The organism is Bacillus sp. NPDC060175 (genome assembly GCF_042728695.1).
In the GTDB taxonomy this organism is placed as follows: domain Bacteria; phylum Bacillota; class Bacilli; order Bacillales; family Bacillaceae_G; genus Bacillus_A.
Genome location: NZ_JBHWYR010000001.1, coordinates 18,923 through 41,825, shown reverse-complemented (window position 1 = coordinate 41,825; position 22,903 = coordinate 18,923). Strand labels below are relative to the sequence as shown.

The 22,903-nt window shown below is 35.2% G+C and carries 27 protein-coding genes and 2 riboswitches; of the genes, 18 read left to right on the top strand and 9 right to left on the bottom strand.

Translation table 11 applies throughout. From position 1 onward, the window contains the following. Positions 1-21: 21 nt before the first annotated feature. The 4 genes from ACFWDE_RS00265 to metI form a co-directional block, all read right to left on the bottom strand. Positions 22-312, bottom strand: coding sequence for an ArsR/SmtB family transcription factor (locus ACFWDE_RS00265; RefSeq protein ID WP_000894375.1), 291 nt, complete (start codon positions 310-312; stop codon positions 22-24). A 456-nt stretch (positions 313-768) separates the two neighbouring features. Beyond that, the gene (locus tag ACFWDE_RS00260) at positions 769-1,281 is read right to left on the bottom strand and encodes a cysteine hydrolase family protein (protein WP_078182004.1); all 513 of its coding nucleotides are present in this window, start codon (positions 1,279-1,281) and stop codon (positions 769-771) included. 171 nt (positions 1,282-1,452) lie between these two features. Continuing rightward, complete coding sequence (metC, locus tag ACFWDE_RS00255; RefSeq protein WP_377889275.1) at positions 1,453-2,616, bottom strand: cystathionine beta-lyase; 1,164 nt, start codon at positions 2,614-2,616, stop codon at positions 1,453-1,455. Beyond that, complete coding sequence (gene metI, locus ACFWDE_RS00250; protein WP_219920212.1) at positions 2,613-3,725, bottom strand: cystathionine gamma-synthase/O-acetylhomoserine thiolyase; 1,113 nt, start codon at positions 3,723-3,725, stop codon at positions 2,613-2,615. The genes metC and metI overlap by 4 nt, the downstream gene beginning before the upstream one ends. A 93-nt stretch (positions 3,726-3,818) precedes the next feature. Then, a riboswitch (SAM riboswitch) is annotated at positions 3,819-3,932 on the bottom strand. 203 nt (positions 3,933-4,135) lie between these two features. Then, positions 4,136-4,245: riboswitch (SAM riboswitch) on the top strand. 70 nt (positions 4,246-4,315) lie between these two features. On the opposite strand from metI, the gene ACFWDE_RS00245 reads away from it, so the two are divergent. The 6 genes from ACFWDE_RS00245 (at position 4,316) to ACFWDE_RS00220 (ending at position 12,181) form a co-directional block, all read left to right on the top strand. After that, positions 4,316-6,148: a bifunctional homocysteine S-methyltransferase/methylenetetrahydrofolate reductase gene (locus ACFWDE_RS00245; RefSeq protein ID WP_377889273.1), complete on the top strand. Its 1,833-nt coding sequence runs from the start codon at positions 4,316-4,318 to the stop codon at positions 6,146-6,148. Beyond that, positions 6,148-9,546 carry a methionine synthase gene (gene metH / locus ACFWDE_RS00240; RefSeq protein WP_377889487.1) on the top strand — a complete coding sequence of 1,133 codons (3,399 nt, stop codon included), beginning with the start codon at positions 6,148-6,150 and terminating at the stop codon, positions 9,544-9,546. Before ACFWDE_RS00245 ends, metH begins: the two co-directional genes overlap by 1 nt. 18 nt (positions 9,547-9,564) lie before the next feature. Continuing rightward, positions 9,565-10,623, top strand: a complete 1,059-nt coding sequence (locus ACFWDE_RS00235; protein ID WP_377889271.1) for an undecaprenyldiphospho-muramoylpentapeptide beta-N-acetylglucosaminyltransferase — start codon at positions 9,565-9,567, stop codon at positions 10,621-10,623. A 243-nt stretch (positions 10,624-10,866) separates the two neighbouring features. Continuing rightward, complete coding sequence (locus ACFWDE_RS00230) at positions 10,867-11,109, top strand: DUF3966 domain-containing protein (protein WP_085960924.1); 243 nt, start codon at positions 10,867-10,869, stop codon at positions 11,107-11,109. A 97-nt stretch (positions 11,110-11,206) separates the two neighbouring features. Continuing rightward, on the top strand, positions 11,207-11,584 hold the full coding sequence (locus ACFWDE_RS00225) for a nucleoside 2-deoxyribosyltransferase (RefSeq protein WP_002034029.1): 378 nt from the start codon (positions 11,207-11,209) through the stop codon (positions 11,582-11,584). Between the two features lie 108 nt (positions 11,585-11,692). Beyond that, the gene (locus tag ACFWDE_RS00220) at positions 11,693-12,181 is read left to right on the top strand and encodes a hypothetical protein (RefSeq protein WP_377889268.1); all 489 of its coding nucleotides are present in this window, start codon (positions 11,693-11,695) and stop codon (positions 12,179-12,181) included. A gap of 33 nt (positions 12,182-12,214) precedes the next feature. On the opposite strand, the gene ACFWDE_RS00215 is transcribed toward ACFWDE_RS00220, so the two are convergent. Further along, positions 12,215-12,526, bottom strand: coding sequence for a hypothetical protein (locus tag ACFWDE_RS00215; protein ID WP_377889267.1), 312 nt, complete (start codon positions 12,524-12,526; stop codon positions 12,215-12,217). 252 nt (positions 12,527-12,778) lie between these two features. Between ACFWDE_RS00215 and ACFWDE_RS00210 the strand changes: the two genes are divergently transcribed. Next, complete coding sequence (locus tag ACFWDE_RS00210) at positions 12,779-12,994, top strand: DUF3912 family protein (protein ID WP_377889265.1); 216 nt, start codon at positions 12,779-12,781, stop codon at positions 12,992-12,994. A gap of 87 nt (positions 12,995-13,081) precedes the next feature. After that, complete coding sequence (locus ACFWDE_RS00205) at positions 13,082-13,480, top strand: hypothetical protein (RefSeq protein WP_377889263.1); 399 nt, start codon at positions 13,082-13,084, stop codon at positions 13,478-13,480. 243 nt (positions 13,481-13,723) lie between these two features. On the opposite strand, the gene ACFWDE_RS00200 is transcribed toward ACFWDE_RS00205, so the two are convergent. The 3 genes from ACFWDE_RS00200 to ACFWDE_RS00190 form a co-directional block, all read right to left on the bottom strand. Further along, entirely contained in the window at positions 13,724-15,118 is a 1,395-nt protein-coding gene (locus tag ACFWDE_RS00200) for an L-cystine transporter (protein ID WP_016096111.1), read from the bottom strand. 107 nt (positions 15,119-15,225) lie between these two features. Beyond that, entirely contained in the window at positions 15,226-15,468 is a 243-nt protein-coding gene (locus ACFWDE_RS00195) for a DUF2626 domain-containing protein (RefSeq protein ID WP_002015110.1), read from the bottom strand. 132 nt (positions 15,469-15,600) lie between these two features. Then, positions 15,601-16,296 (bottom strand): helix-turn-helix transcriptional regulator, encoded by a 696-nt coding sequence (locus ACFWDE_RS00190; protein WP_002067110.1) that lies wholly within the window; start codon positions 16,294-16,296, stop codon positions 15,601-15,603. A gap of 205 nt (positions 16,297-16,501) precedes the next feature. On the opposite strand from ACFWDE_RS00190, the gene comGA reads away from it, so the two are divergent. From comGA to ACFWDE_RS00140, 10 genes are all read left to right on the top strand, one after another. Then, a complete protein-coding gene (gene comGA, locus ACFWDE_RS00185; RefSeq protein WP_219920191.1) occupies positions 16,502-17,545 on the top strand; it encodes a competence type IV pilus ATPase ComGA in 1,044 nt (347 codons plus the stop codon). Next, entirely contained in the window at positions 17,532-18,569 is a 1,038-nt protein-coding gene (gene comGB, locus ACFWDE_RS00180) for a competence type IV pilus assembly protein ComGB (RefSeq protein WP_377889485.1), read from the top strand. Before comGA ends, comGB begins: the two co-directional genes overlap by 14 nt. An 11-nt stretch (positions 18,570-18,580) precedes the next feature. Next, complete coding sequence (gene comGC / locus ACFWDE_RS00175; RefSeq protein WP_002088623.1) at positions 18,581-18,880, top strand: competence type IV pilus major pilin ComGC; 300 nt, start codon at positions 18,581-18,583, stop codon at positions 18,878-18,880. After that, positions 18,877-19,332: a competence type IV pilus minor pilin ComGD gene (comGD, locus tag ACFWDE_RS00170; protein WP_377889259.1), complete on the top strand. Its 456-nt coding sequence runs from the start codon at positions 18,877-18,879 to the stop codon at positions 19,330-19,332. Before comGC ends, comGD begins: the two co-directional genes overlap by 4 nt. Beyond that, a complete protein-coding gene (locus ACFWDE_RS00165) occupies positions 19,325-19,621 on the top strand; it encodes a type II secretion system protein (protein WP_377889483.1) in 297 nt (98 codons plus the stop codon). The genes comGD and ACFWDE_RS00165 overlap by 8 nt, the downstream gene beginning before the upstream one ends. Beyond that, positions 19,605-20,066 (top strand): competence type IV pilus minor pilin ComGF, encoded by a 462-nt coding sequence (gene comGF / locus ACFWDE_RS00160; protein WP_377889257.1) that lies wholly within the window; start codon positions 19,605-19,607, stop codon positions 20,064-20,066. The genes ACFWDE_RS00165 and comGF overlap by 17 nt, the downstream gene beginning before the upstream one ends. Then, positions 20,063-20,434, top strand: coding sequence for a competence type IV pilus minor pilin ComGG (gene comGG / locus ACFWDE_RS00155; RefSeq protein ID WP_377889255.1), 372 nt, complete (start codon positions 20,063-20,065; stop codon positions 20,432-20,434). Before comGF ends, comGG begins: the two co-directional genes overlap by 4 nt. Before the next feature lie 171 nt (positions 20,435-20,605). Next, positions 20,606-21,256 (top strand): 2OG-Fe(II) oxygenase, encoded by a 651-nt coding sequence (locus ACFWDE_RS00150; RefSeq protein ID WP_377889253.1) that lies wholly within the window; start codon positions 20,606-20,608, stop codon positions 21,254-21,256. Between the two features lie 120 nt (positions 21,257-21,376). Further along, entirely contained in the window at positions 21,377-21,874 is a 498-nt protein-coding gene (locus ACFWDE_RS00145) for a shikimate kinase (RefSeq protein WP_377889251.1), read from the top strand. A 38-nt stretch (positions 21,875-21,912) separates the two neighbouring features. Next, positions 21,913-22,113, top strand: coding sequence for a YqzE family protein (locus tag ACFWDE_RS00140; protein ID WP_002015009.1), 201 nt, complete (start codon positions 21,913-21,915; stop codon positions 22,111-22,113). Between the two features lie 66 nt (positions 22,114-22,179). Here the strand turns inward: ACFWDE_RS00140 and ACFWDE_RS00135 are convergent, their stop codons facing one another. Continuing rightward, positions 22,180-22,812, bottom strand: coding sequence for a VC0807 family protein (locus ACFWDE_RS00135; RefSeq protein WP_215586842.1), 633 nt, complete (start codon positions 22,810-22,812; stop codon positions 22,180-22,182). Positions 22,813-22,903 lie beyond the last annotated feature (91 nt).

The following is a 22,903-nucleotide window of genomic DNA, read 5'->3' as shown; positions in this document are numbered from 1 at the left end:
TTTTTCTCTGTCTATAGGTCCCTAACCTAATAATACGCGAACGAGTTGAATAATTGTTTCGTTTTCTACTTTGTAGTAAATTTCCAATCCTTTTCTTTCACTAGAAACGATTTTAGCACTTTTTAACTTTGCTAAATGCTGTGAAATTGTAGATTGTGGCATGTTTAAGCCTGTGTACATTGTAGAAACGTTGCTTGGGCCACGTTCAATTAATCCCTTTACAATACATAAGCGAACAGGATGAGCAAGCACTTTCAATAATTCTGCATTGCTTTCATAAAGTTCTATTTCTTTTTGAAAGGTTTCTAACATGTTCTTTTCCACCTCCGTGTGAGCTGTTATACCATACTATACATACCAAAAAATTAAAGAAAAGAAAACAGTTGTTGCAGAAAAAAAGTCCTAAAGTAAAGAAATTGTAAGAAAAGAGACCCTGATGTAAATAAAATAGATAAATTTGCACAGTTTTGTAAAATGACATTTTTGGGTGAAAATTTTGATGCGTTTCAAAAATTGAAAGATATAGATATATTCGTAACACAATTTTATCATGATTTTCTTATTCTTTCAAATGAATATACAAAATTTTTAAAATAATATGAAAAAGGAATTATAATGTTATATATAGAATATAAAACAGTTTAAAAGAAGCCCAATGTAATCAGCTTCTTTATGATGATAATGAGACACTTGAGTGTAGCTGATAAATCTTAGAATGATCCAGTCATTAGTCATTAGTCATTAGTCATTAGTCATTAGTCATTTATTCTAGAGCTCATCTTTTATCAACTTTAAAAATCTGTGGTTCCATATATTCTCATAAAAATCAATTGTCTCTTTTGCGGACATAAATGGATTGTTTAACGTAGAGGTTGTTTTCTGTCCCATGAAGTTTTCGTATCCTAGTCCGTGGGCAAATTTAATCGTAGCATCCATGCAGTATTCTGTTTGGGCACCACAGAATTCAATACGATGTACAGATAATTGATCTAAAATTTCTTTTAAGTTTGTTTTATAAAATGAATTTGCATGTGTTTTTCTTACAAAAAAATCTTGTTCTTGAACATCTAAATCGGTATGAATAGCCCAAAGTTCTTTTTCGGGTACTAAATCATCATCACAATGTTGAATAAAAATGATTGGTTTATTTGATTTTCTGTATGAAGAAATTCTTTTATTTACTTTTGTAAGCAAGTTTTGTAAATCAAATAAATGCTCTCCGCTATAACATACCCCATTTTGTAAATCGATAACGATTAAAATATCTGCGCAAGTATCCATTATTTTTACCCCTTTTTTATTTCTTAATATATCAATTAATCCATTACTTGGAAATAGATGATATACTTTTATTTTTTAATGAACTATACAAAAAGAAAAAACATTAAAATGAATATGCTAGACAGCATAAAAAGAAGATATGAAAACTTAATTTCATATCTTCTTTTCTCTCTATGCATTTACAGGTTCTTCTACATAAGAAAGAGCATTTTCGAAATCGGATATTAAATCGTTAACATTTTCAAGACCAACCGATAAACGGAGTAATGAATTAGAAATCCCTCTTTCATCACGTGCTTCCTGTGATAAGGCTGCATGTGACATTTTTGCTGGATATGAAAGAATAGATTCAACAGCTCCTAGACTAACCGCAAAAACGGGCAGTTTGACTTTTGATAAGAATTGGCGCAGTGCATCTTCGGATTGTAAGGTGAAAGATAAAACAGCCCCAGCCGATGTTGCTTGATTTTGTTGAATATTATAGCCAAGATGTGATTGTAATCCAGGGTAATAGACATTTTGAACTTTAGAGTGCTCCTGTAAAAAATGTGCGATTTTGTTGGTACCTGCAGCTGAATGTTCGAGACGTACATGCAATGTTTTAATGCCGCGAAGCACGAGAGAACAATCTTGCGGTCCTAAAATAGCACCAAAAGCGTTTTGTAGAAAGCCGAGCTTTTGAGCAAGCTCTTCATCTTTTACGACAGCTAATCCGGCGGTGACATCACTATGACCAGCAATAAATTTTGTTGCACTATGAAGAACAACATCGGCGCCAAGATCAAGTGGCTTTTGAAATAGTGGCGTCAAAAATGTATTATCAACAAAAGTAAGAGCACCAATAGATTTTGCAAGATTAGAAACAGCACGAATATCTGTCACTTTTAAAAGTGGGTTAGAAGGTGTTTCTACATAAAAGAGCTTCGTATTCGGTTTAATGTTTTCTTTTACTTCTTCTACATTGGTCATATCAACAAATGTATGTGAAACACCATAACGGGAGAGAACTTCAGTAACAATTCGATAAGTGCCTCCATATACATCTTCTGAAATAAGAACATGGTCACCTTGTGAAAGAAGGAGAAATGCAGTAGAAATGGCTGCAATGCCTGATGCAAAGGCAAATCCTTTTGTCCCGCCTTCTAATAAAGCAATGATATCTTCAAGAGCTTCACGTGTTGGATTTCCAGATCTACTATAGTCATACTTTCCGAAAGCATCTACATCAAACTGATGAAATGTTGATGTGTTATAGATGGGAACGTTAACAGCTCCTGTGTGTGAGTCATGCTTGTATTGATTATGCAGTAAAAGCGTATCTATGGAATAGCTCATATTCTTACACCTTCTTTTACAAGTTTAATTGCTTGCTTTAAGTCTTGAATTAAATCATTGCTATTTTCGATGCCGACTGAAAAACGGAGAAGACGATTACACACACCGCGTGCTGTTCGAATATCTTCTGGAATATCGGCATGAGTTTGCGTTGCTGGATAAGTCATTAAACTTTCGACGCCGCCAAGACTTTCAGCAAATGTAATTAAGGATAAAGATTGTAAGAAAGGATTAATCCAAGTTTCATCTTGAAGGCGAAATGAAATCATACCACCTCTTCCTGGATAAAATACATCTGTCACACCATCTTCATCATTTAAATAAGCAACAATTGCATGAGCGTTTTCTTCATGCTGTTTCATGCGAAGTGCTAAAGTTTTCATCCCTCGAATTAATAGCCATGAATCAAACGGGCTTAAGACAGCACCAGAGGCATTATGATAATGAGCAAGCTCCTCGCAAAGAGATTTCCCTTTCGCAACGACAAGTCCGCTTAGTACATCGTTATGTCCGCCTAAATATTTAGTTGCGCTATGAAGGACGATATTTGCACCTTCTGTTAATGGTTGCTGTATATAAGGTGTATAGAACGTGTTATCTACAATAAGAAGTAGTCCGTGCCTTTTCGCTACACTTGCTACACTTACGATATCAGTAACTTGCATTAATGGATTAGTCGGTGTTTCTATGAAAATAGCCTTCGTTTGAGATGTGATTGCTTGCTCAATTTGTTTAATAGATTGTGTATCTACGTATCTACATCGAATATTCCACTTGTCTTCATGTTCGGAAAATAGACGATATGTTCCTCCGTATAAGTCTTCAGATACGATAAGTTCATCTCCGGAACGGAATAGTGAAAGGACAAGGAGAACAGCGGCCATTCCTGAGCTACAGGCATACCCTTGCTCACCGCTTTCTAAGTCTGCAATTGCCTGTTCTAAAAGACCGCGAGTCGGATTTCCAGTTCTTGAATAGTCAAAGCCAGTAGATTTACCAATTCCTTCGTGACGATAAGCAGTTGAGAAATAAACAGGTGGATTAACAGTTCCTGTTGTAGCTTCGCTACGGTTCCCGATTTGTGCTAGTTTTGTTTCGATTGTTGACATGTGAAAATTCCCCCTTTTAAAGTGAAAGACTAAGTGAATTTAAAATGAAAAAAGCCTTCTAAGAAGAAGGCTTTCGGATTGAATAGAGTCTTCTTCTCATCTGTCAAATCTTTCACAATTTGCTGGAATTAGCACCTTATTAACGAATGAATGTTAATGGTTGCTGAGGCGTCATAGGGCCAGTCCCTCTACCTCTCTAGATAAGAATGTTCGTATGAAATTTTTATTATGTTTTTAACTTTACAACAAAAGATAATTGAATTGCAACTTTATTTTAAATAATTTTTATTTTTCCGCAAGTGTCATTGACTTTTATTTTAGTGCATGCTAAATTTATAAAAAATTAACAAACATTGTTAAAAGGGGAACGTATTTCCTTTTAGCTACATAAATAAAATAATAAAGACAAACTCTTATTGAGAGCGGTGGAGGGAAAGGCCCTGTGAAACCCGGCAACCTTCAAACTAAATGTTTGAAACGGTGCTAAAACCTGCAAAACGTGTGTTTTGCATAATAAGAGGAGGAACAATTATGTCCCCCTCTTCAAAGTGAAGAGGGGGTTTTTATATTGATAGAAATGAGGGAGATTCGTGAAATTACTAGATTTATTATCAAAAGGAATTGTAATAGGTGATGGTGCGGTTGGAACGTTATTACATTCGCATGGTTTACAAAGTAGTTTTGAAGAATTGAATTTGTCTGATCCGGACTTAATTATATCGATCCATAAACAATATGTAGCTGCTGGAGCGGATGTTATTCAAACGAATACGTATGGTGCGAATGAAGCGAAACTCCGCATGTATGGTCTAGAAAATCAAGTTGTTCAAATTAATAAAGCGGCAGTGAATATTGCGAAAGCATCAGTAACAGATCGGAATGCAATTTTAGGGACAATTGGAGGTATGAAACATATTGGTGCTGTTACAACGACTGATATAGAGCGAGAATTTATGTTACTTGAGCAGGCAGGTGCTTTACTAGAAGAACAGGTTGATGGATTATTATTAGAAACTTTTTATGATGAATTTGAATTATTGCATGCCGTTAAAGTATTGCGTAAACAAACGAATATTCCGATTGTTGCTCAGTTAGCGTTACATGAGGCAGGTACGACTCAAAATGGGAATGATGTCAATGAAGTATTAAAACAGCTTTTGGATTACGGTGCCAATGTTGTTGGATTGAACTGCCAACTAGGGCCACTTCATATGACGGAAGCTTTCAAAATGATATCGATTCCTCAAAATGGCTATTTATCAGCATATCCGAATGCAGGTCTCCCGAATTATGTGGAAGGGCGTTACGTATATGAGGGAAGTCCAGCGTATTTTGAAGAGATGACACCAAACTTTATTGAACAAGGTATTCGTTTATTAGGTGGTTGCTGTGGTACTACCCCGGAACATATTGGAGGAATGAAACGTGCTATTGCAAATGTTGTACCTGTAATAGCAAAGGAGACGATTCAAAGGCCTAAAGTGGTCCATACACATGAGAAGCGTTCGAGAGTTCATGTTACTCTCGCAGAAAAGGCAAAGAAACAAACGACAGTTGTAGTGGAATTAGATCCACCGAAAACGTTAGACACGCAGCGTTTTTTTGAAGGGGCAAGAGCACTGAAAAGGGCTGGAGCGGATGCTATTACTCTAGCAGATAATTCATTAGCATCTCCTCGCGTTTCGAATATGGCTATGGGTGCATTATTAACGAAGCATGATATTCCAGTATTGACGCATTTAACGTGTAGAGACCATAACGTCATTGGACTACAGTCTCACTTGCTTGGATTATCAGCATTAGGTATGGAGGAAGTGCTAGCTTTAACTGGTGATCCAGCGCGCGTTGGTGATTTTCCAGGTGCAACTTCTGTATATGATTTGTCATCTATAGAGCTAATTAAAATGATTAAAGAGATGAACGACGGTCGCTCTATTTTAGGGAAATCAATTGGTCCGGCAACAAGATTTTCTGTCGGAGGGGCATTCAATCCTCATGTAAGGCATTTAAAAGCAGCGGTAAAGCGAATGGAACGAAAAATTGATGCTGGAGCAGAATATTTCTTAACTCAGCCAATTTATGATGTCGCTTTAATTAAAGAAGTATATGAAGCGACAAAGCATCTGGAACAACCTATCTTTATTGGAATTATGCCGTTAGTAAGTAAGCGGAATGCAGATTTTCTTCATTTTGAAGTACCGGGTATTACGCTCCCTGAAGAGATAAGACAAAAAATGGATGGACATGAAACGAAAGAGGCTGCTATCGAGGAAGGGATTCGTATTTCACAAGAGTTGATTGATGCGGCAATGAAATATTTTAACGGTATTTATCTTATTACGCCGTTTTTAAAATATGAAATTACAGAACATCTCGTGAAATATGTGAGAGAAAAGCAAGAAGTGAAAGAGGGTATTAATTGATGAAACGAATAGAAGAGAGATTACAACATGAAATTTTAATATTAGATGGTGCAATGGGAACGATGATCCAGCAAGAAGACTTAACAGCGGAAGATTTTGGAGGAGAAGCATACGAAGGGTGTAATGAATATTTAGTAAAAACAAGACCGGATGTGATTTTAAATATTCATAAAGTCTACATTGAAGCTGGTGCAGATATTATTGAAACGAATACGTTTGGTGCAACAAATATTGTATTAAGTGATTATGCATTGTCTCATTTAGATGAAGAGTTAAACGAAAGGGCAGCGCTTTTGGCGAAGCAAGCAGTCAAAGAAAGTGGGAAAGAAGTATATGTTGCGGGAGCGATGGGACCAACGACGAAAGCGATTAGTGTTACAGGTGGTGTAACTTTTGAAGAGTTAATCGAAGCCTATACAAGGCAAGCGAGAGGACTATTAAAAGGAGAAGTTGATGTATTGCTCGTTGAGACGAGTCAAGATATGCGTAATGTGAAAGCTGCGTACCTTGGAATTCAAGCGGCGTTTGAAGAACTAAACAAAATAGTACCTATTATGATTTCTGGAACAATTGAACCGATGGGAACGACTTTAGCGGGTCAAACGATCGAAGCCTTTTATTTATCGGTAGAGCACATGAAGCCATTATCGGTTGGGTTAAACTGTGCTACGGGTCCAGAATTTATGAGGGAACATATGCGTTCTCTATCTGATTTATCGGAGTGTTATATTTCTTGTTATCCAAACGCTGGTCTTCCTGATGAAGATGGGCATTATCACGAATCTCCGGCGTCACTTGCTGAAAAAGTAAAACGTTTTGCTGAAGAAGGATGGATTAATATTATTGGTGGTTGTTGTGGCACAACACCAGAACATATAAGTGCAATGAAATTGGCGCTTGCCTCGATTAATCCTCGTGAGCATCATGAAAGGGTTGGACATGGAATTAGTGGACTAGAAGCGTTGCAATACGATGATTCTATGAGGCCCCTATTTGTTGGAGAAAGGACGAACGTAATTGGATCGCGTAAGTTTAAAAGATTAGTAGCAGAAGGTAAATTTGAAGAGGCTGCTGAAGTGGCAAGAGCGCAAGTGAAGAAAAATGCTCATATTATTGATATTTGTATGGCAGACCCTGATCGTGATGAAATAGAAGATATGGAAAGATTCTTGGCGGAAGTTACGAAAGTGTTAAAAGTACCAATTATGATTGATTCAACAGATGAAAATGTTATGGCGAAAGCTCTTACTTATATTCAAGGAAAAGGTGTTATCAATTCTATTAATTTAGAGGATGGAGAAGAACGTTTTGAAAAAGTGACACCCCTTCTTCGGAAATACGGTGCTGCGATAGTTGTAGGGACAATTGATGAAGATGGTATGGCAGTTAGTGCAGAAAGAAAGATAGAGATTGCTAAAAGAAGCTATGAATTATTAACGAAGAAGTATGGTATACGCCCATCTGATATTATTTTTGATGCGCTTGTGTTTCCTGTAGGAACAGGTGATGAAGAATATATAGGTTCAGCGGCAGCGACTATAGAAGGAATTCGTCTTATTAAAGAAGCGTTACCAGAATGTTTAACGATTCTAGGTGTGAGTAACATATCTTTTGGTTTACCACCAGCAGGACGTGAAGTATTGAACTCTGTCTTTCTATACCATGCAACGAAAGCAGGATTAGATTATGCGATTGTTAACACGGAAAAATTAGAGCGCTATGCGTCAATCCCAGAGGAAGAAAAACGTCTTGCGGATGCATTATTATTTGAAACGACGAAAGAGACGTTAGAAAAATTCACAAACTTTTATCGTGTTGCCAAAAAGAAAGATGTCGCTCCACAAGAAACGCTAACACTTGATGAACGACTGGCAAACTATATTGTAGAAGGTACGAAGCAAGGACTACAAGAAGATCTAAGTCTCGCGCTTACAGAAGGACGAAAACCTCTGGATATTATTAACGGGCCGCTTATGACAGGAATGGATGAGGTGGGGCGATTATTTAATGGTAATGAGCTTATCGTTGCTGAAGTATTACAAAGTGCTGAAAGTATGAAAGCTGCCGTAAGTTATTTAGAGCCACATATGGAATCTAGTGATAGTGCAAAAAAAGGGAAAGTATTATTAGCGACTGTAAAAGGTGACGTACATGATATTGGGAAAAACCTCGTTGAAATTATTTTATCAAATAACGGATATGAAATTATTAATTTAGGAATTAATGTTCGTTCGGATCGAATTGTTCAAGAGGTACAAGAAAAGAAACCTGATATTATTGGTCTTTCTGGTTTGTTAGTAAAATCCGCGCAACAAATGGTAACGACTGCCGAAGATTTAAAAGCAGCGAATATTGATATTCCAATTGTTGTAGGTGGTGCAGCACTAACGAGGAAATTTACAGATAATCGTATTTCTCCATCTTATAAAGGGCTCGTATGTTATGCAAGTGATGCAATGACAGGTCTTGATATTATTAACAAATTACAAAAAGAAGAAGAGCGTGAGAAGATGAAACAAGATAAAAAGGAACGCCATCTTCATATTGTGAAACAAGAGGAGAAAAAAATAGAAATTCCCGCAGTTATTGAGCCGTTGCCAAAAGTAACTGTTATAGTGCCAGATTCGACGAAACGAGTTGTATTACGGGATATTCCTGCCCTTCATCTTGCACCGTTTTTAAATAGACAAATGTTAATTGGACACCATCTTGGGTTAAAAGGAAACGTAAAAAAACTCCTGCAAGAAGGGGATAAAAGAGCGCATGAGCTAAATGATTTAATTGATGAATTATTACAAGAAGGACAATCTTGGTTACGCCCAAAAGCGGTGTATCAATTTTTCCCGGCGCAAAGTGATGGACAAAATATAATTATATACGATCCGGAAGATCACACACGTATTATAGAGCGATTTGAATTTCCGAGACAAGGGAAAGCACCATACCGTACTTTAGGAGATTATGTACGCCCTATTGGAGATGAGATGGACTATGTTGCGTTCTTATCTGTTACTGTTGGGGAAGGAGTGCGGGACATTGCAGAGGAATGGAAGGCGAAGGGAGATTACTTACGCAGTCATGCAATTCAATCGTTAGCACTTGAATTAGCAGAAGGACTTGCTGAAAAAACACATATGCTCATTCGTGATCGCTGGGGAATTCCAGATTCACCTGAACTGACGATGGAAGAGAGATTCCGTACAAAATATAGAGGAATACGCGTATCATTTGGTTATCCAGCATGCCCAGAACTTGCTGATCAAGAAAAATTATTTCGCTTAATTCATCCAGAAGAAATTGGTATTTCATTAACAGAAGGATTTATGATGGAGCCAGAAGCGTCTGTAACGGCTATGGTATTTTCTCACCCTGAGGCAAGATATTTTAGTGTATTATAGTGTTGAAGGGGGAGACGTATGAAAAAAATAGTCTTTACAGGTGGCGGTTCGGCAGGGCATGTAACGCCTAATTTAGCCATTATTCCACATTTACAGGAAGAAAATTGGGACATCTCTTATATTGGTTCTCATCAAGGGATCGAGAAAACGATTATAGAAAAGAAAGGCATTCCGTATTATAGTATTGCAAGCGGAAAGCTACGTCGTTATTTTGATTTAAAAAATATAAAAGATCCCTTTCTTGTAATGAAAGGTGTTATGGATGCGTATGTAAGGATTCGAAAACTAAAACCGGATGTGATTTTTTCAAAAGGTGGTTTCGTATCTGTACCAGTCGTAATTGGAGGATGGTTAAATAGGGTGCCAGTTTTGCTACATGAATCTGATATGACACCTGGACTAGCAAATAAAATTGCGCTCCGTTTTGCCTCGAAAATATTTGTTACATTTGAAGAAGCTGCGAAGCACTTACCGAAAGAGAAAGTAGTATATACAGGATCACCAGTACGTGAAGAAGTACTAAGAGGAAATCTTGAAAAAGGTTTAAAGTTTCTAGGGTTTTCCCGTAAGAAATCAGTTATTACTGTTATGGGAGGAAGTTTAGGAGCAAAGAAAATTAATGAAACGGTTCGATCGGCACTTCCAGATCTTCTGGAAAATTATCAAATTGTGCATCTTTGCGGAAAAGGAAATCTTGATGAATCCTTACAAAATAAAGCAGGATATAGACAATTTGAATATGTACATGGAGAATTACCGGATATATTAGCAGCAACAGATTTTGTTATTTCACGTGCGGGATCCAATGCGATTTTTGAATTTTTAACAATGCAAAAGCCGATGGTTTTAATCCCGTTATCGAAATTTGCCAGTCGTGGAGATCAAATTTTAAATGCAGAGTCCTTTGAAAGACAAGGGTATGCATCGGTATTATACGAAGAGGATGTAACGGTGAACTCGCTTATAAAGCATATAGAAGAGCTATCTCATAATAATGAGATGTATAAAACAGCATTAAAAAAATATAATGGAAAAGAAGCGATTAAAACTATCATTCAACATATTTCAGAGGCATGATTAAACAATCATGTCTTTTTTAGTAGGATGAAAGATTCCAAGAATTGATATTTTTATGTTACAATAAAGTGAAACTTTAATCAGTGGGGGGTTCATCCCCCACTGATTATTAGTTGAACTAATCGGGCTTTTACGGGCAGTTAATCCCACATCTAACTTCTTTGCTTTTGCTGAATTTTGAGGTGGGGGTCTTACTGCCCGTTAATGCGGGATAACAAATGGTTAATAGGGAAATTCCAATTGATTAAGCGTGAAAATACGAATGGATTAGGAGTGACTGTGTTGGAGCTAAGTCTCTATGAAAATACTGCACTTATTATATGCTTTGTGTTGTACGTTGGTAGTGTTATTGTTTATATTTCACGGAAATTTTCACAAGAACGAGAGCTTGAAAAATCAGAAATAACAGCTGAACTAGAAATGTTAGCTGATGAAAGTTATAAAAAACAAAAAATAAAAGAAGATCATGAGGCACCCCATCATTGAAACGCAAATAAGTTCTAAAGATGGGGATTTTTTTTGGGGAAATCCCATTAACGCTAAAAAAGGAGTTTCCCCATACATATTGAAGGAGTGGATATAAATGAAATTTTATATTGCTTCAGGATTTCAAAATAAACATCTTGTTCGTTTCGTATCAAGCCAGTTGAAAGAAGTGGGATGGCAGCATACATATGATTGGACGAAAAATGAAAGAGCAACCAATAGAGAACAATTGCAAAAGATTGGTGAAGAAGAACAAGAAGCGATACGAGAAGCTGATGTTTTCTTGCTCATACTAGAGGGTGGGAATGGAAGTCATACAGAATTAGGGATGGCAATTGCTTTAGAAAAGAAAATTTATATATATCACAAGGGCAATGAGTTGCAAACTACATTCTACCATTTACGAGAAGTTGATATTTTCGAAGGAGAAATTGAGGGGCTTGTCTCATATATATTGAATAAAGTGGAATGTTAGACGTGGGAATGTAGCGAGAAATATTTCTTGCAAAAAAAGAGTGAAGGTTACCATTAGGCTATTTTGGGCACAGTTATTATAAGTAAAGCATATAAAGGAGCTATAAATATGAAATTAGAAAATGGATGGGAAACAAGTTTTTTAGAAGTTGTACAAAACAGTGAATTTAAGAAAGATGCAATTCGTAGTCAATTACTTTTTGCAGATAGTGAAGAAGTAGAAGAGCTTGTTGATGATTACGGTTATGAAGAGATTGTTGAACGCGAACATGATGATGAGTTAGCAGGAATTTTAGGAGAAGAACTTTTTAGTGAGATGGAGCGAAACGTATTCTTAGCTTCACAGCCAGAAGAAAAACTGATTTCATTCGTAAATGGATTAGGTTTTCACGTGTTAGATTGGATCGTGCTTCTTGAAACAGAATTTGGCATTGATAGCGCAAATTTCACATCAGATGCGGTGAAAATGTTAGAAAAGCGTTTTAAACAATTCCCGTACATAGAAGATAAAACGATTTTTGATATGACTTTTGGAGAGGTAATGGATGTATTACAATCCGTTACAGGATTACAACTGAAAGAAAAGATGAACATATAAAGAAAAAGAACGTGAGGATATCACGTTCTTTTTTTACATAATAATAATTTTATCATCTAGCTTTGTTTGTCCAGTAAGAAGTGCATTTAAATACTCTACTTTTCGTATGCAAGCTTGTATATGTCTTTCAACCTCTTGTAACTCTGCTTGGTGATGCGTTTCAATTGGATGAATTTGTACGTTAAATTTTTCGAATTGACTACTATATGTTATTTTTGCATAGCCGCTCATAATATCGGTTTCGTTATGAAATAAAAATTGCTTCGTTTCTTCACAGAATGATACATCCTGAAAGCCATATACTTTTAATGCTTCAATTACTTTGTTAATCATATTTGTATTCATTTTTTAACCCTCTTTACGAAGTTCTACTTTTATATTATAACATAAAAAATTACGTAGAAAGCGCTTCCAAGTGTATTTTATTATAAACTTTACGTTTTAATCATAAAAATGAAACAAAGAAAAAATAATTGTAAAGAAGGAAGGACTCTTTTATTGTTTCGTCATATATATAGAGAAATAGTGCAATGAAAGGAAATTTTCCGAGGTGGAGATTGTATTTCCAATTTGAGCGCAGTAAAAGAGGTGAGAATCTTGAACTTTGATATTGTAGGACAAAAAGCATATATAAAAGATGGGCCGCATCGGAACCGAATTGGAACTGTAAAGAAAAATGAAAAACAATTAGAACCCCACTTTGCTATTGTAATTGGGGAACAAAGTATTGATGTAGAGCTAAAGGATATCGTTTTAGTTGGAGTAGATGTAGGACAATTTCATAAATGGTGCGAGCAGAATGGTTATTTGTGAAAGGGACGGGCTGTGAGATAATGAAGTATATTTGAGAAAAGAGAATATGTTATTGTATTCTCTTTTTCTATGTGTAAGGAGGCGGAAATGAAGTATAAAGAACAAGATTTCACATTGGAATTGAAAGAGAAAATTCAATGTATGGAAAAGGAAATAGAGCGAATATCATTTAAACTTTATAAAGAGCATTCGCATTTATACATAGAAAAAAACATGGAATTAGATATGGGATTTGTAAGAGACAAAGAAAATCCCTTTGAGATGGGTTATTATTCATCAGTTGCGATAGCTATATTAGATGAAGAACAAGAGATGATTGGGTTTCACAATATTCCAATTTGGAAATGCGAAAGACTCTTTTTAGGAATGCAAATTCAATCACGGATTTGGGGGAGTAAGAAAATAGGGGAACTAGTTGAGGAATCTTACTATGAGATTGAGGAAGAGTTAAAAGAGCAACTAGAAGAGTTTTTGGTAGAAGAATAAAGTTTGGATTTTAATGTAAAACATTACAAAAATGTAATTTTTATAAAAGTCAGAAAGGATATATAATTTATTTATAATTATCTATTCTAATATACAGGTGGTGTTTTTAACATGGCTGAAGTAATCGGTAGAGCTTTATTCATAGTGTTTGAGACAATATGTTATGCCCTGTGTTTAAAAAATAAAGAGGAAGATGGAGAGAAATGAAAAAGGACGCTAACATTTTTGTTAGCGTTCTTTTCATTATGAAGCAATTTCACCAGTTTTTACATCGTCTTGATTGTACGTATCTTGATCTAATTCACCAAGCCATTTACTAGAAATAAGACCTGCTGTCATAGAACCACTTACGTTAAGAGCTGTACGACCCATATCGATTAATGGTTCAACCGAGATAACAAGAGCGACAATGCCGATTGGTAAGTTCATTGTAGATAGTACGATTAGCGCTGCGAATGTTGCGCCGCCACCAACGCCAGCAACACCGAATGAGCTAATAGCAACGACAGCGATTAAAGTTAAAATAAATTGTGGTTGTAATGGATCGATTCCTACAGTTGGAGCGACCATCATAGCAAGCATTGCTGGGTAAATACCTGCGCAACCATTTTGACCGATTGATACCCCAAATGATGCTGCGAAGTTTGCGATTCCTTCAGAAATACCAAGCTTTTCTTTTTGTGCTTCAATATTTAATGGCATTGCACCAGCACTAGAGCGAGATGTGAATGCAAATGTTAATACAGGGAACACCTTTTTCAAATACTGAATTGGATTTAAACCAGATAGCGCGATTAATAATAAGTGAATAATAAACATTACGATAAGTGCTACGTAAGACGCTAACACGAAGTTACCAAGTTTTAAAATAGCATTAATATCGCTACCAGCAACTGTTTTTGCCATAAGAGCTAATACGCCGTATGGAGTAAGACGTAAAATTAATGTTACCATACGCATTACGATTGCATATACAGCATCAAGCATCTTCTTAAATAGCTCTGCTTGTTCTGGATATTTTCGTTTTACACCTATAAAGGAAATACCGATAAATGCGGCAAATATTACAACAGAAATTGTTGATGTTGGACGAGCACCTGTTAAATCAAGAAACGGATTTGTAGGCAACAGTTCTAATAATTTGTCTGGAATTGTTGTCTTCTCAATAGAAGTAAATCTTTCTTCTACTAATTTCAGACGAGCAGATTCTGCATCACCTTGTTGTAATCCTGTTGCTGATACATCAAATCCCGCGCTTGCAGCTATACCGACAGCTGCAGCAATTCCTGTAGTAAGAATTAAAATTCCGATAATAAGACCACTGATTTTACCAAGATTTTTCGTTAATTGTAATTTTGTAAATGCTGAAATAATAGATACTAAAATAAGTGGCATAACGATCATTTGAAGTAATTTCACATAACCGTTACCAATTAAACTAAACCAGGTATTTGATTCAATAATTACTTTAGAAGTAGGCTCATAAATAAATTGTAATATAAGACCGAATATAATTCCGACTCCTAAAGCAGTAAATACACGTTTATTAAAAGATACATGCTTACGTTGCATATAATATAATACGCCAACTAAAATGAGCATGACTGCAACGTTAATTCCGACAAGCAGTGTATTCATGTTGATTCCCCCTAATTCCAATGTGTTATATAGAATATAAGGTAATAAAACCTATAAGTCAACTAGGGAATTGCGGGATTAAAAAAAAGATGGCAATTTGCCATCTCTTAATGCCCAGCTCCAGGGACAAGTAAAAATGTTGTGTACCATGTAAATCCGATGAAGAAAACGGTTAAATATGCCCCGAATACGTATATATACATACGCTCTGTTAATTTTAAATAACTTAAAAGTACGAAGAATCCTGTTTGTCCTAAAAATAGTAGTGCGGTCGAATGCATATCCCCTACGTAAAACATAACCGAGAAAATTCCAGTCCAAAAGCCGAGAACGCGAAACATGCGCTCCATGCCATCTCCCTCCTTTTCTAAAAAAGTAAAACCTCTTTTCATTATAGTTTATTTTTCTAACTATTGTAAATATTCATTCATATAAAAGAGAAGAAGCCAATTACAATAATTGACTTCTTATAAGATAGAAAATTAAATTTGCACTTTATAGTTACAAGATTTACATCCGTCTAGTAGGCTATCATTTCGTGTTAATTCCGCGTTCGGGAATAGGATTTCAAAAATCCCCTTCATCATATCACCGTGCATATTACAAATTTCAGTTGGATGATGAACAGCAACTTCTTTAAATGGGCAATTGTGTACATCATAGAAAATTTTTGTACCATCCGTACTTATTTCAAAAGCAGGAGATAAACCAGCTGTTGAGAATGCTTCTTTTGCGATTTGCATTTTTTGTTCTATCGTCAATGCTTCTGCACTTACATTTAAGCGATGCATATGTTGTTGCATTAATTCTTTGCCGAATTGTTTCCCTGTTTCATATAGCGCTTTTTCACCAGCGCTACCTAAGCTTAGCAGTGAATTAAATGCTATCTGCGCTAATAATTGATAATCGCGAAATGGGAATTGTAACTGGATGACATCTTGAGACAAGACGTATAGTCTGCTTGGTCTGCCGCCTTTCCCAGTTTTTTTTGTTTCTGATTTGAGCATATTAACATCTTCTAATTTAGATAAATGTAAACGCGCTACGTTTGGATGAATGTTAAACTCATCTGCAATTTCTTGTACAGTTACGTAATTATGTTTTTGCGAAATATATTTATAAATGTAATAACGAGTAGGGTCAGATAATACACCTGTAATTTTTAAAGCTTGTTCCATTAGGATCTCCACCTTTATCACTTTATCCAAGATATTAACATTATAATACAGATAAACATACATATAGGTAATTTCAGACAATAATTCGGAAATTGTTCATAATTTCACAAACATATTTTCCCTTTTTATCCTAGTGAAAATACAAAAGTCCTAATTTTTCTTTTCCAGTTCTTCATGATATATACATGGTGAGGAGGGAAATTTGATGAATGGTATCGAGCTTTTTGCGAATACGATTATGAAAGAAGCTTGTGGGGTGCAAGCATCGGACTTACATATTGTGCCCAGGCAGAAGGATGTGGCGATTCAATTACGTATAGGGAAAGATTTAATTACGAAACGGTGTATTGAAAAGGAATTTGGAAAAAAGCTTGTTTCGCACTTTAAGTTTTTAGCATCAATGGATATAGGAGAGAGGAGAAAACCTCAAAATGGTTCGTTGTACTTACAAATTGATGGACAAGAAGTGTATTTACGCCTTTCAACACTTCCAACAGTATATCAAGAAAGTCTCGTTATTCGCCTCCATTTACAAGCATCTGTTCAGCCATTGTCTCATCTTTCGTTATTTCCAAGCTCAGCGGAAAAATTACTCTCTTTTTTAAAGCATTCTCATGGATTACTCGTATTTACTGGGCCGACTGGTTCTGGAAAAACAACAACAATGTATGCGTTATTAGAAGTAGCTAGAAAAGGGCAAACACGTCGCATCGTTACACTTGAAGATCCAGTTGAGAGAAGAAAGGACGGTTTATTACAAATTCAAATTAATGAAAAAGCAGGTATCACATATGAGACCGGATTAAAGGCTATTTTACGTCATGACCCAGATATTATATTAGTTGGTGAAATCCGTGATGAAGAAACAGCAAAAGTAGCTGTAAGAGCAAGTTTGACAGGTCATTTAGTAATGACGACGTTGCATACAAATGATGCGAAAGGGGCGATATTACGATTTATGGATTATGGTATTACAAGGCAAGAAATTGAACAATCATTATTGGCTGTAGCTGCTCAGCGGCTCGTCGAATTAAAATGTCCGTTTTGCAGAGGGAAGTGTTCAACTTTATGTAAATCAATGAGGCAAGTAAGGCAGGCGAGTATTTATGAACTGTTATATGGATATGAATTAAAACAAGCGATTAAAGAAGCAAGCGGAGAACATGTTACGTATCACTATGAAACATTGGAAGCATCAGTGCGAAAAGGATATGCTTTAGGTTTTTTAGAAGAAGATATTTATGTTTAAGAGAAAATGGAGCTTAAGTGATCAAGTATTATTGTTGAAAAGGCTAGGGGGGTTATTAGAGAAAGGTTACTCACTTTTACAGGCATTAGAATTTTTGCAGTTCCAATTACCAGTAGGAAAGAAATTACAGTTACAGCGTATGATTGAGGGATTGAAAAATGGACAAAGTTTGCATGCTTCTTTTCATCAATTAATGTTTCATCCGGAGATGCTAAGTTATTTATTTTATGCAGAGCGACACGGTGACATTTCTTTTGCTTTACAACAAGGGAGTGTGCTTCTTTATAAGAAGGATAAGTATAGGAAAGATATGATGAAAGTAATGCGGTATCCTATGTTTTTAACCTTTTTTTTAATGATTATGCTGTTTGTCTTTAACATCATTTTATTGCCTCAGTTTGAAATGATGTATAGTTCTTTACGTTCTACAGCACCACCACTTACGGAGCAAATTTTAGTCGCAATTAAATTATTACCCTACTTCATTTATATCATTTTTCTTATCGTTATAACGGGATTTAGTTTATATATATTTTATTTCCGAAAACTTCCGCCTACTCAAAAGGTAAAGATTATGATCCGTATCCCCCTTATGAAAACATTTCTTATTTTAAATCATTCGCATTATTTTTCCGCTCAATTAAGTGGTTTATTACACGGTGGATTGTCGATACACGAAGCATTAACAATAATGATGAAGCAAAAGTATCATCCGTTCTTTCAGTATGAAGCAGCCCTAATTGAGCGGCAATTAATTGCAGGAGAACCGTTACAATCTATTATTGATAAAAGCGGTTATTACGAGAAAGAACTTTCTTATATCATTACACATGGACAAGCAAACGGTAACTTAGCAAATGAGCTTGGTGATTACAGTGAGCTCATTATTGAAAAGGTAGAACAAAAAATTAAACGTATGTTATTTGTGATTCAACCCATTTTATTTACATGTCTTGGGGTTATAGTCATTTTGATGTACTTAGCGATGATTATGCCGATGTTTCAAATGATGAATTCTATTTAGGGGGCATTTACATGCAGAATGAGGAGGGTTTTACTCTTTTAGAAATGTTATTAGTTATGGTTGTCATAACTGTATTATTACTATTAATTATTCCAAATGTAGTTACACAGCGCTCATCCGTCCAAGGAAAAGGATGTGCAGCCTATGTGAAATCTATAGAAGCACAAATACAAGCATATCACTTGCAACATAATAAGATTCCATCAATAGAGGAACTTGAAACAGGAAAGTATATTACTTCTAAAACTTGCCCGAAAGGTGAACCCATCCATATTTCCGATGATGGTACGGTATCAGCTGGGAAATCGTGAAGCAAAAAGGTTTTACTCTTTTAGAAATGCTACTTGTCTTATTCGCTATTTCTGTACTGAGTGTTGTTACGCATTTTAACGTTACTTCATTATATGAAAAACAAAGAGTCGAGCATTTTTTGAAGCAGTTTTCAAATGATATTTTGTATATGCAGCAGTTAGCGATTAAGCGTCAAAAACATTATACGTTACGCTGGTTTAAAGAGAAACAGATGTATTATATCTCGGAATCGGAGACCGGATTTTTAATTGCTAAGAGAGAATATGATAAAGATGTCCAAATTGATTTGCATACCTTTCCAAATCCAATGACATATAATCCGAGCGGAAATATTAATAGAGGTGGTACGATTTTACTTTCCTATCGAGGGTATAAATATGAGATTGTATTTCAGCTTGGAAGAGGGAGATTTACGTATCGTGAAGTGTCAAAAAGGATCAGTAATGGTTGAAATGGTTGTAGCGTTAAGTTTAATAATGATGGCGGTATCGTTATTGCTCCCGCAAACATTATTAATTATGCAAGAAAGAAAAAATATAAAAATGAGCTATAAAGCATTAATATTATTAAAAAAAGAAGCGGCCTTATTTAAGTATGAGAATGAGGAAAAGCGAGTAAAAGAGCAAGTCATAAAAGGAATTGTATATTACACATATTGGAGAGGAGATGAAGTTTGTACGATGTGGAAAGATACGAGAGGAAAAGCGATGGAGCAATGCCTTTATGCAGAGAAAAGATAAAAAAGAAGTGGGATTTACATTAATAGAAATGATTGCATGTTTGTTGCTTTTATCAATGTTCTTTTTACTTTTACCACGTCTTCATATTATGGGGATAGAAAATACACATTCAAAAGGATTAAATGACTGGGAGTGGGATGTGTTTTTAGGACAAATGCAATTAGAGTTTCGTGAAGTATCAAGTGGGAGGAAGATAGCGCTAGAAAATGGTGGGAATATTTTGCGCTTCCAACTTCGTAATGGTGATGAGGTGACATATGAAAAAGTGAATAGTAATTTAATAAGAAAAGTAAATATGCGCGGAAGGGAATTTATATTGCAAAGGATTGAAGCGATTTCGTATAAATTAACACCTCAGTTGCTATATATATATGTGAAAGATATAAGTGGTGAAATATATGAAGGCGTGGCTGTGCGCTATAGTGAAATTGAGATAGAAACATGAGAAAACAAGATGGATTTGCAATGCCAGGAACAATTATTTTTCTTATTTTATTCATTTCTTTTTTGATGTACGAAACGAATATGTTACTTTCGGATAAAAAATTTTATTCTGAAATAGAACAAAGTTTTTTCATGGAGGAACTTGTTGATCGAGCTATTTCAGATATAAAAAAAGACTTACAGCAAAAAGAAAAAGAGGATGTTTTTTTATTTCAGTATGAAAGAGGAGAAGTGAGTGGGAAGTACGTCTTTGAAAATGATGGTATTATCATTTCGTTGCAATGTGTTACAAAACAGAGAGTTTTCTATAAGGTGAGCTTTCGCTATAGGAAAAGGGATAATAAAATATTGGATTGGGTAGAAGGATAAGATGTAAAATACGGGGAGAGACCCCTTAATTCTTATTGTGGAATGAGTCAATTTCTTTATGGAAAAGGATAAAATGATGTTCAAAAGTTTAAATTTTCTCAAAAAAGAGAAAGGTAGAAAGAATATGATATATTCATGCTATCCAATCATTTTTTCTAGGGAGATAAAGAAATGACAAATAACAATCAAATAGGTGAAAATAAGGAACAAACTATTTTTGATCATAAAGGAAATGCGATTATGACAGAAGATAGGGAAATACAAATTATTTCAAAATTCGAAGAACCACTTATTGTCGTATTAGGAAATGTATTAAGCGATGAAGAGTGCGATGAATTAATTGAAATGTCTAAAAATAAAATAGAACGTTCTAAAGTTGGTTCATCACGTGATGTAAATGATATTCGGACAAGTAGTGGTGCATTTTTGGAAGACAATGAACTTACTTCGAAGATTGAAAAACGAATTTCATCTATCATGAATGTTCCTGTAGCGCATGGAGAAGGATTGCACATTTTAAATTATGAAGTGGATCAACAATATAAAGCACACTATGATTATTTTGCGGAACATAGTAGATCAGCTGCTAATAATCGTATCAGTACTCTTGTGATGTACTTAAATGATGTAGAAGAAGGCGGGGAAACATTCTTCCCGAAATTAAACCTTTCTGTGCACCCTAGAAAAGGAATGGCAGTATACTTTGAGTATTTTTATCAAGACCAATCACTAAATGAGCTTACGTTACATGGAGGGGCACCTGTAACGAAAGGTGAGAAATGGATTGCAACGCAGTGGGTGAGAAGAGGTACTTATAAGTAAAAGCGAGTATATTACGTTTTGTTCTTCATAGTATAAGAAGAACAAAACGTTTTTTTATTAAACAAAGTAGCATCTTTCGTTATAATAACAATTAATACATGACGATTGAGAGGACAGAAAATGAAATCTATATACATAACCGGCTATATGGGAGCTGGGAAAACAACAATTGGAAAAGCGTTAAGTAAAGAACTTCAAATGGATGTTGTAGATACAGATCAAAAAATCGAAGAGAAGCAAGAGAAGACAATTCGAAATATTTTTGCAGAAGAAGGAGAAATGACTTTTCGGGAATATGAAAGTGAGATGTTACGTTCACTACCAGTTCATAATGTAATCATTACAACTGGTGGAGGGATTATTGAGCGAGTGGAAAATCGAAAGTGGATGAAAGAGAACGGAACTGTCGTGTATTTATATTGTGATCCGCATGTAATTGCAGAAAGGCTTCGTGAAGATATGACACGTCCACTATTTCAGAAGAAAGATATAGAGGCATTTGTGACGAAATTTGAATCGCGCCGAGCTTATTATGAAGAAGCAGATATTCATATCGACACGACAAATAAGTCAGTAAAGCAAATTATGAATGAATTAAAGGGAAAGATTAATGAATAAAAAAGTGGACATACTAATCAAGTAGAGGTGATGATAATATGTCTACTAATGATTATGTTCGCTTTGTGACGCAGCAGTTTGTGTCATATATGGATGCTCCAAAAGAGGATCGAAAACAACAGAAACAACAACGTCGTGCGGAGAAAGAGCCATTCTTAAATAAATGGTTTGGTGTTATGCCACTGAGCGCTGCTTTGTTTTATCGAAATGTAAAAAATAAAAGAAAAAAATCAAGCTAACTTTTTCGTAATATGTTTAGCAAAACAAAAATCCCCTAGTATAACAAGATGCTAGGGGATTTTTGTTTATTGCACAGATTCTTTTTCTTCAGTAACCGCATGTATTTTATTGTTTACCCATACAAATCCAATTCCGATACAAATAGAAATGCCCCAGCCAACAGCGGTCATAATAGCTCTCATTTCACCATATCCATCTACACCGAAAACAGAGATGAAATAGATTTTCAAGAAGCTTTTTAATATAAATTGAAGACCGAAAAATAGTGTTAAATATTGCAAGGCTGGATATATACGACTATCACGATAAAGCTCACGACTTTTATCACGATCATGACCTTGGAGTGCTGAAATGTCCGCTGCGAAATATAACATAAGTGGTTTTTTTATAAAGATTGTACATATAACGATGCAGCCAAGTACGATATGATAATATGCATCATTCCATAGCATTCGTTCCGCTGATCCAGATATTAAGTCTACCGTTGTATTAGAGATGAGTGTAATTAAAATAAAGAACCCTGTAACGTTAAACTGTTTTTCTTTTTTAAAGGTATACAGTGTATAAATAATCCCCGGAACAGAGGAAATTAACATTGCGTAATAAGGATCGATATAAGGCTTTGCAAATTTCCAAATGAGGAATGGGAATACGAGATAAAAGACAAGATCTAATATAGCTTTTTTATTTTGATTCATACAAATCCTCCTTAAGTCATACATATATTTTATAATATAATTTCTGAAAATTGTATAAGGTTTAATAAAAAAAAGAAAAGTAGATGATTAG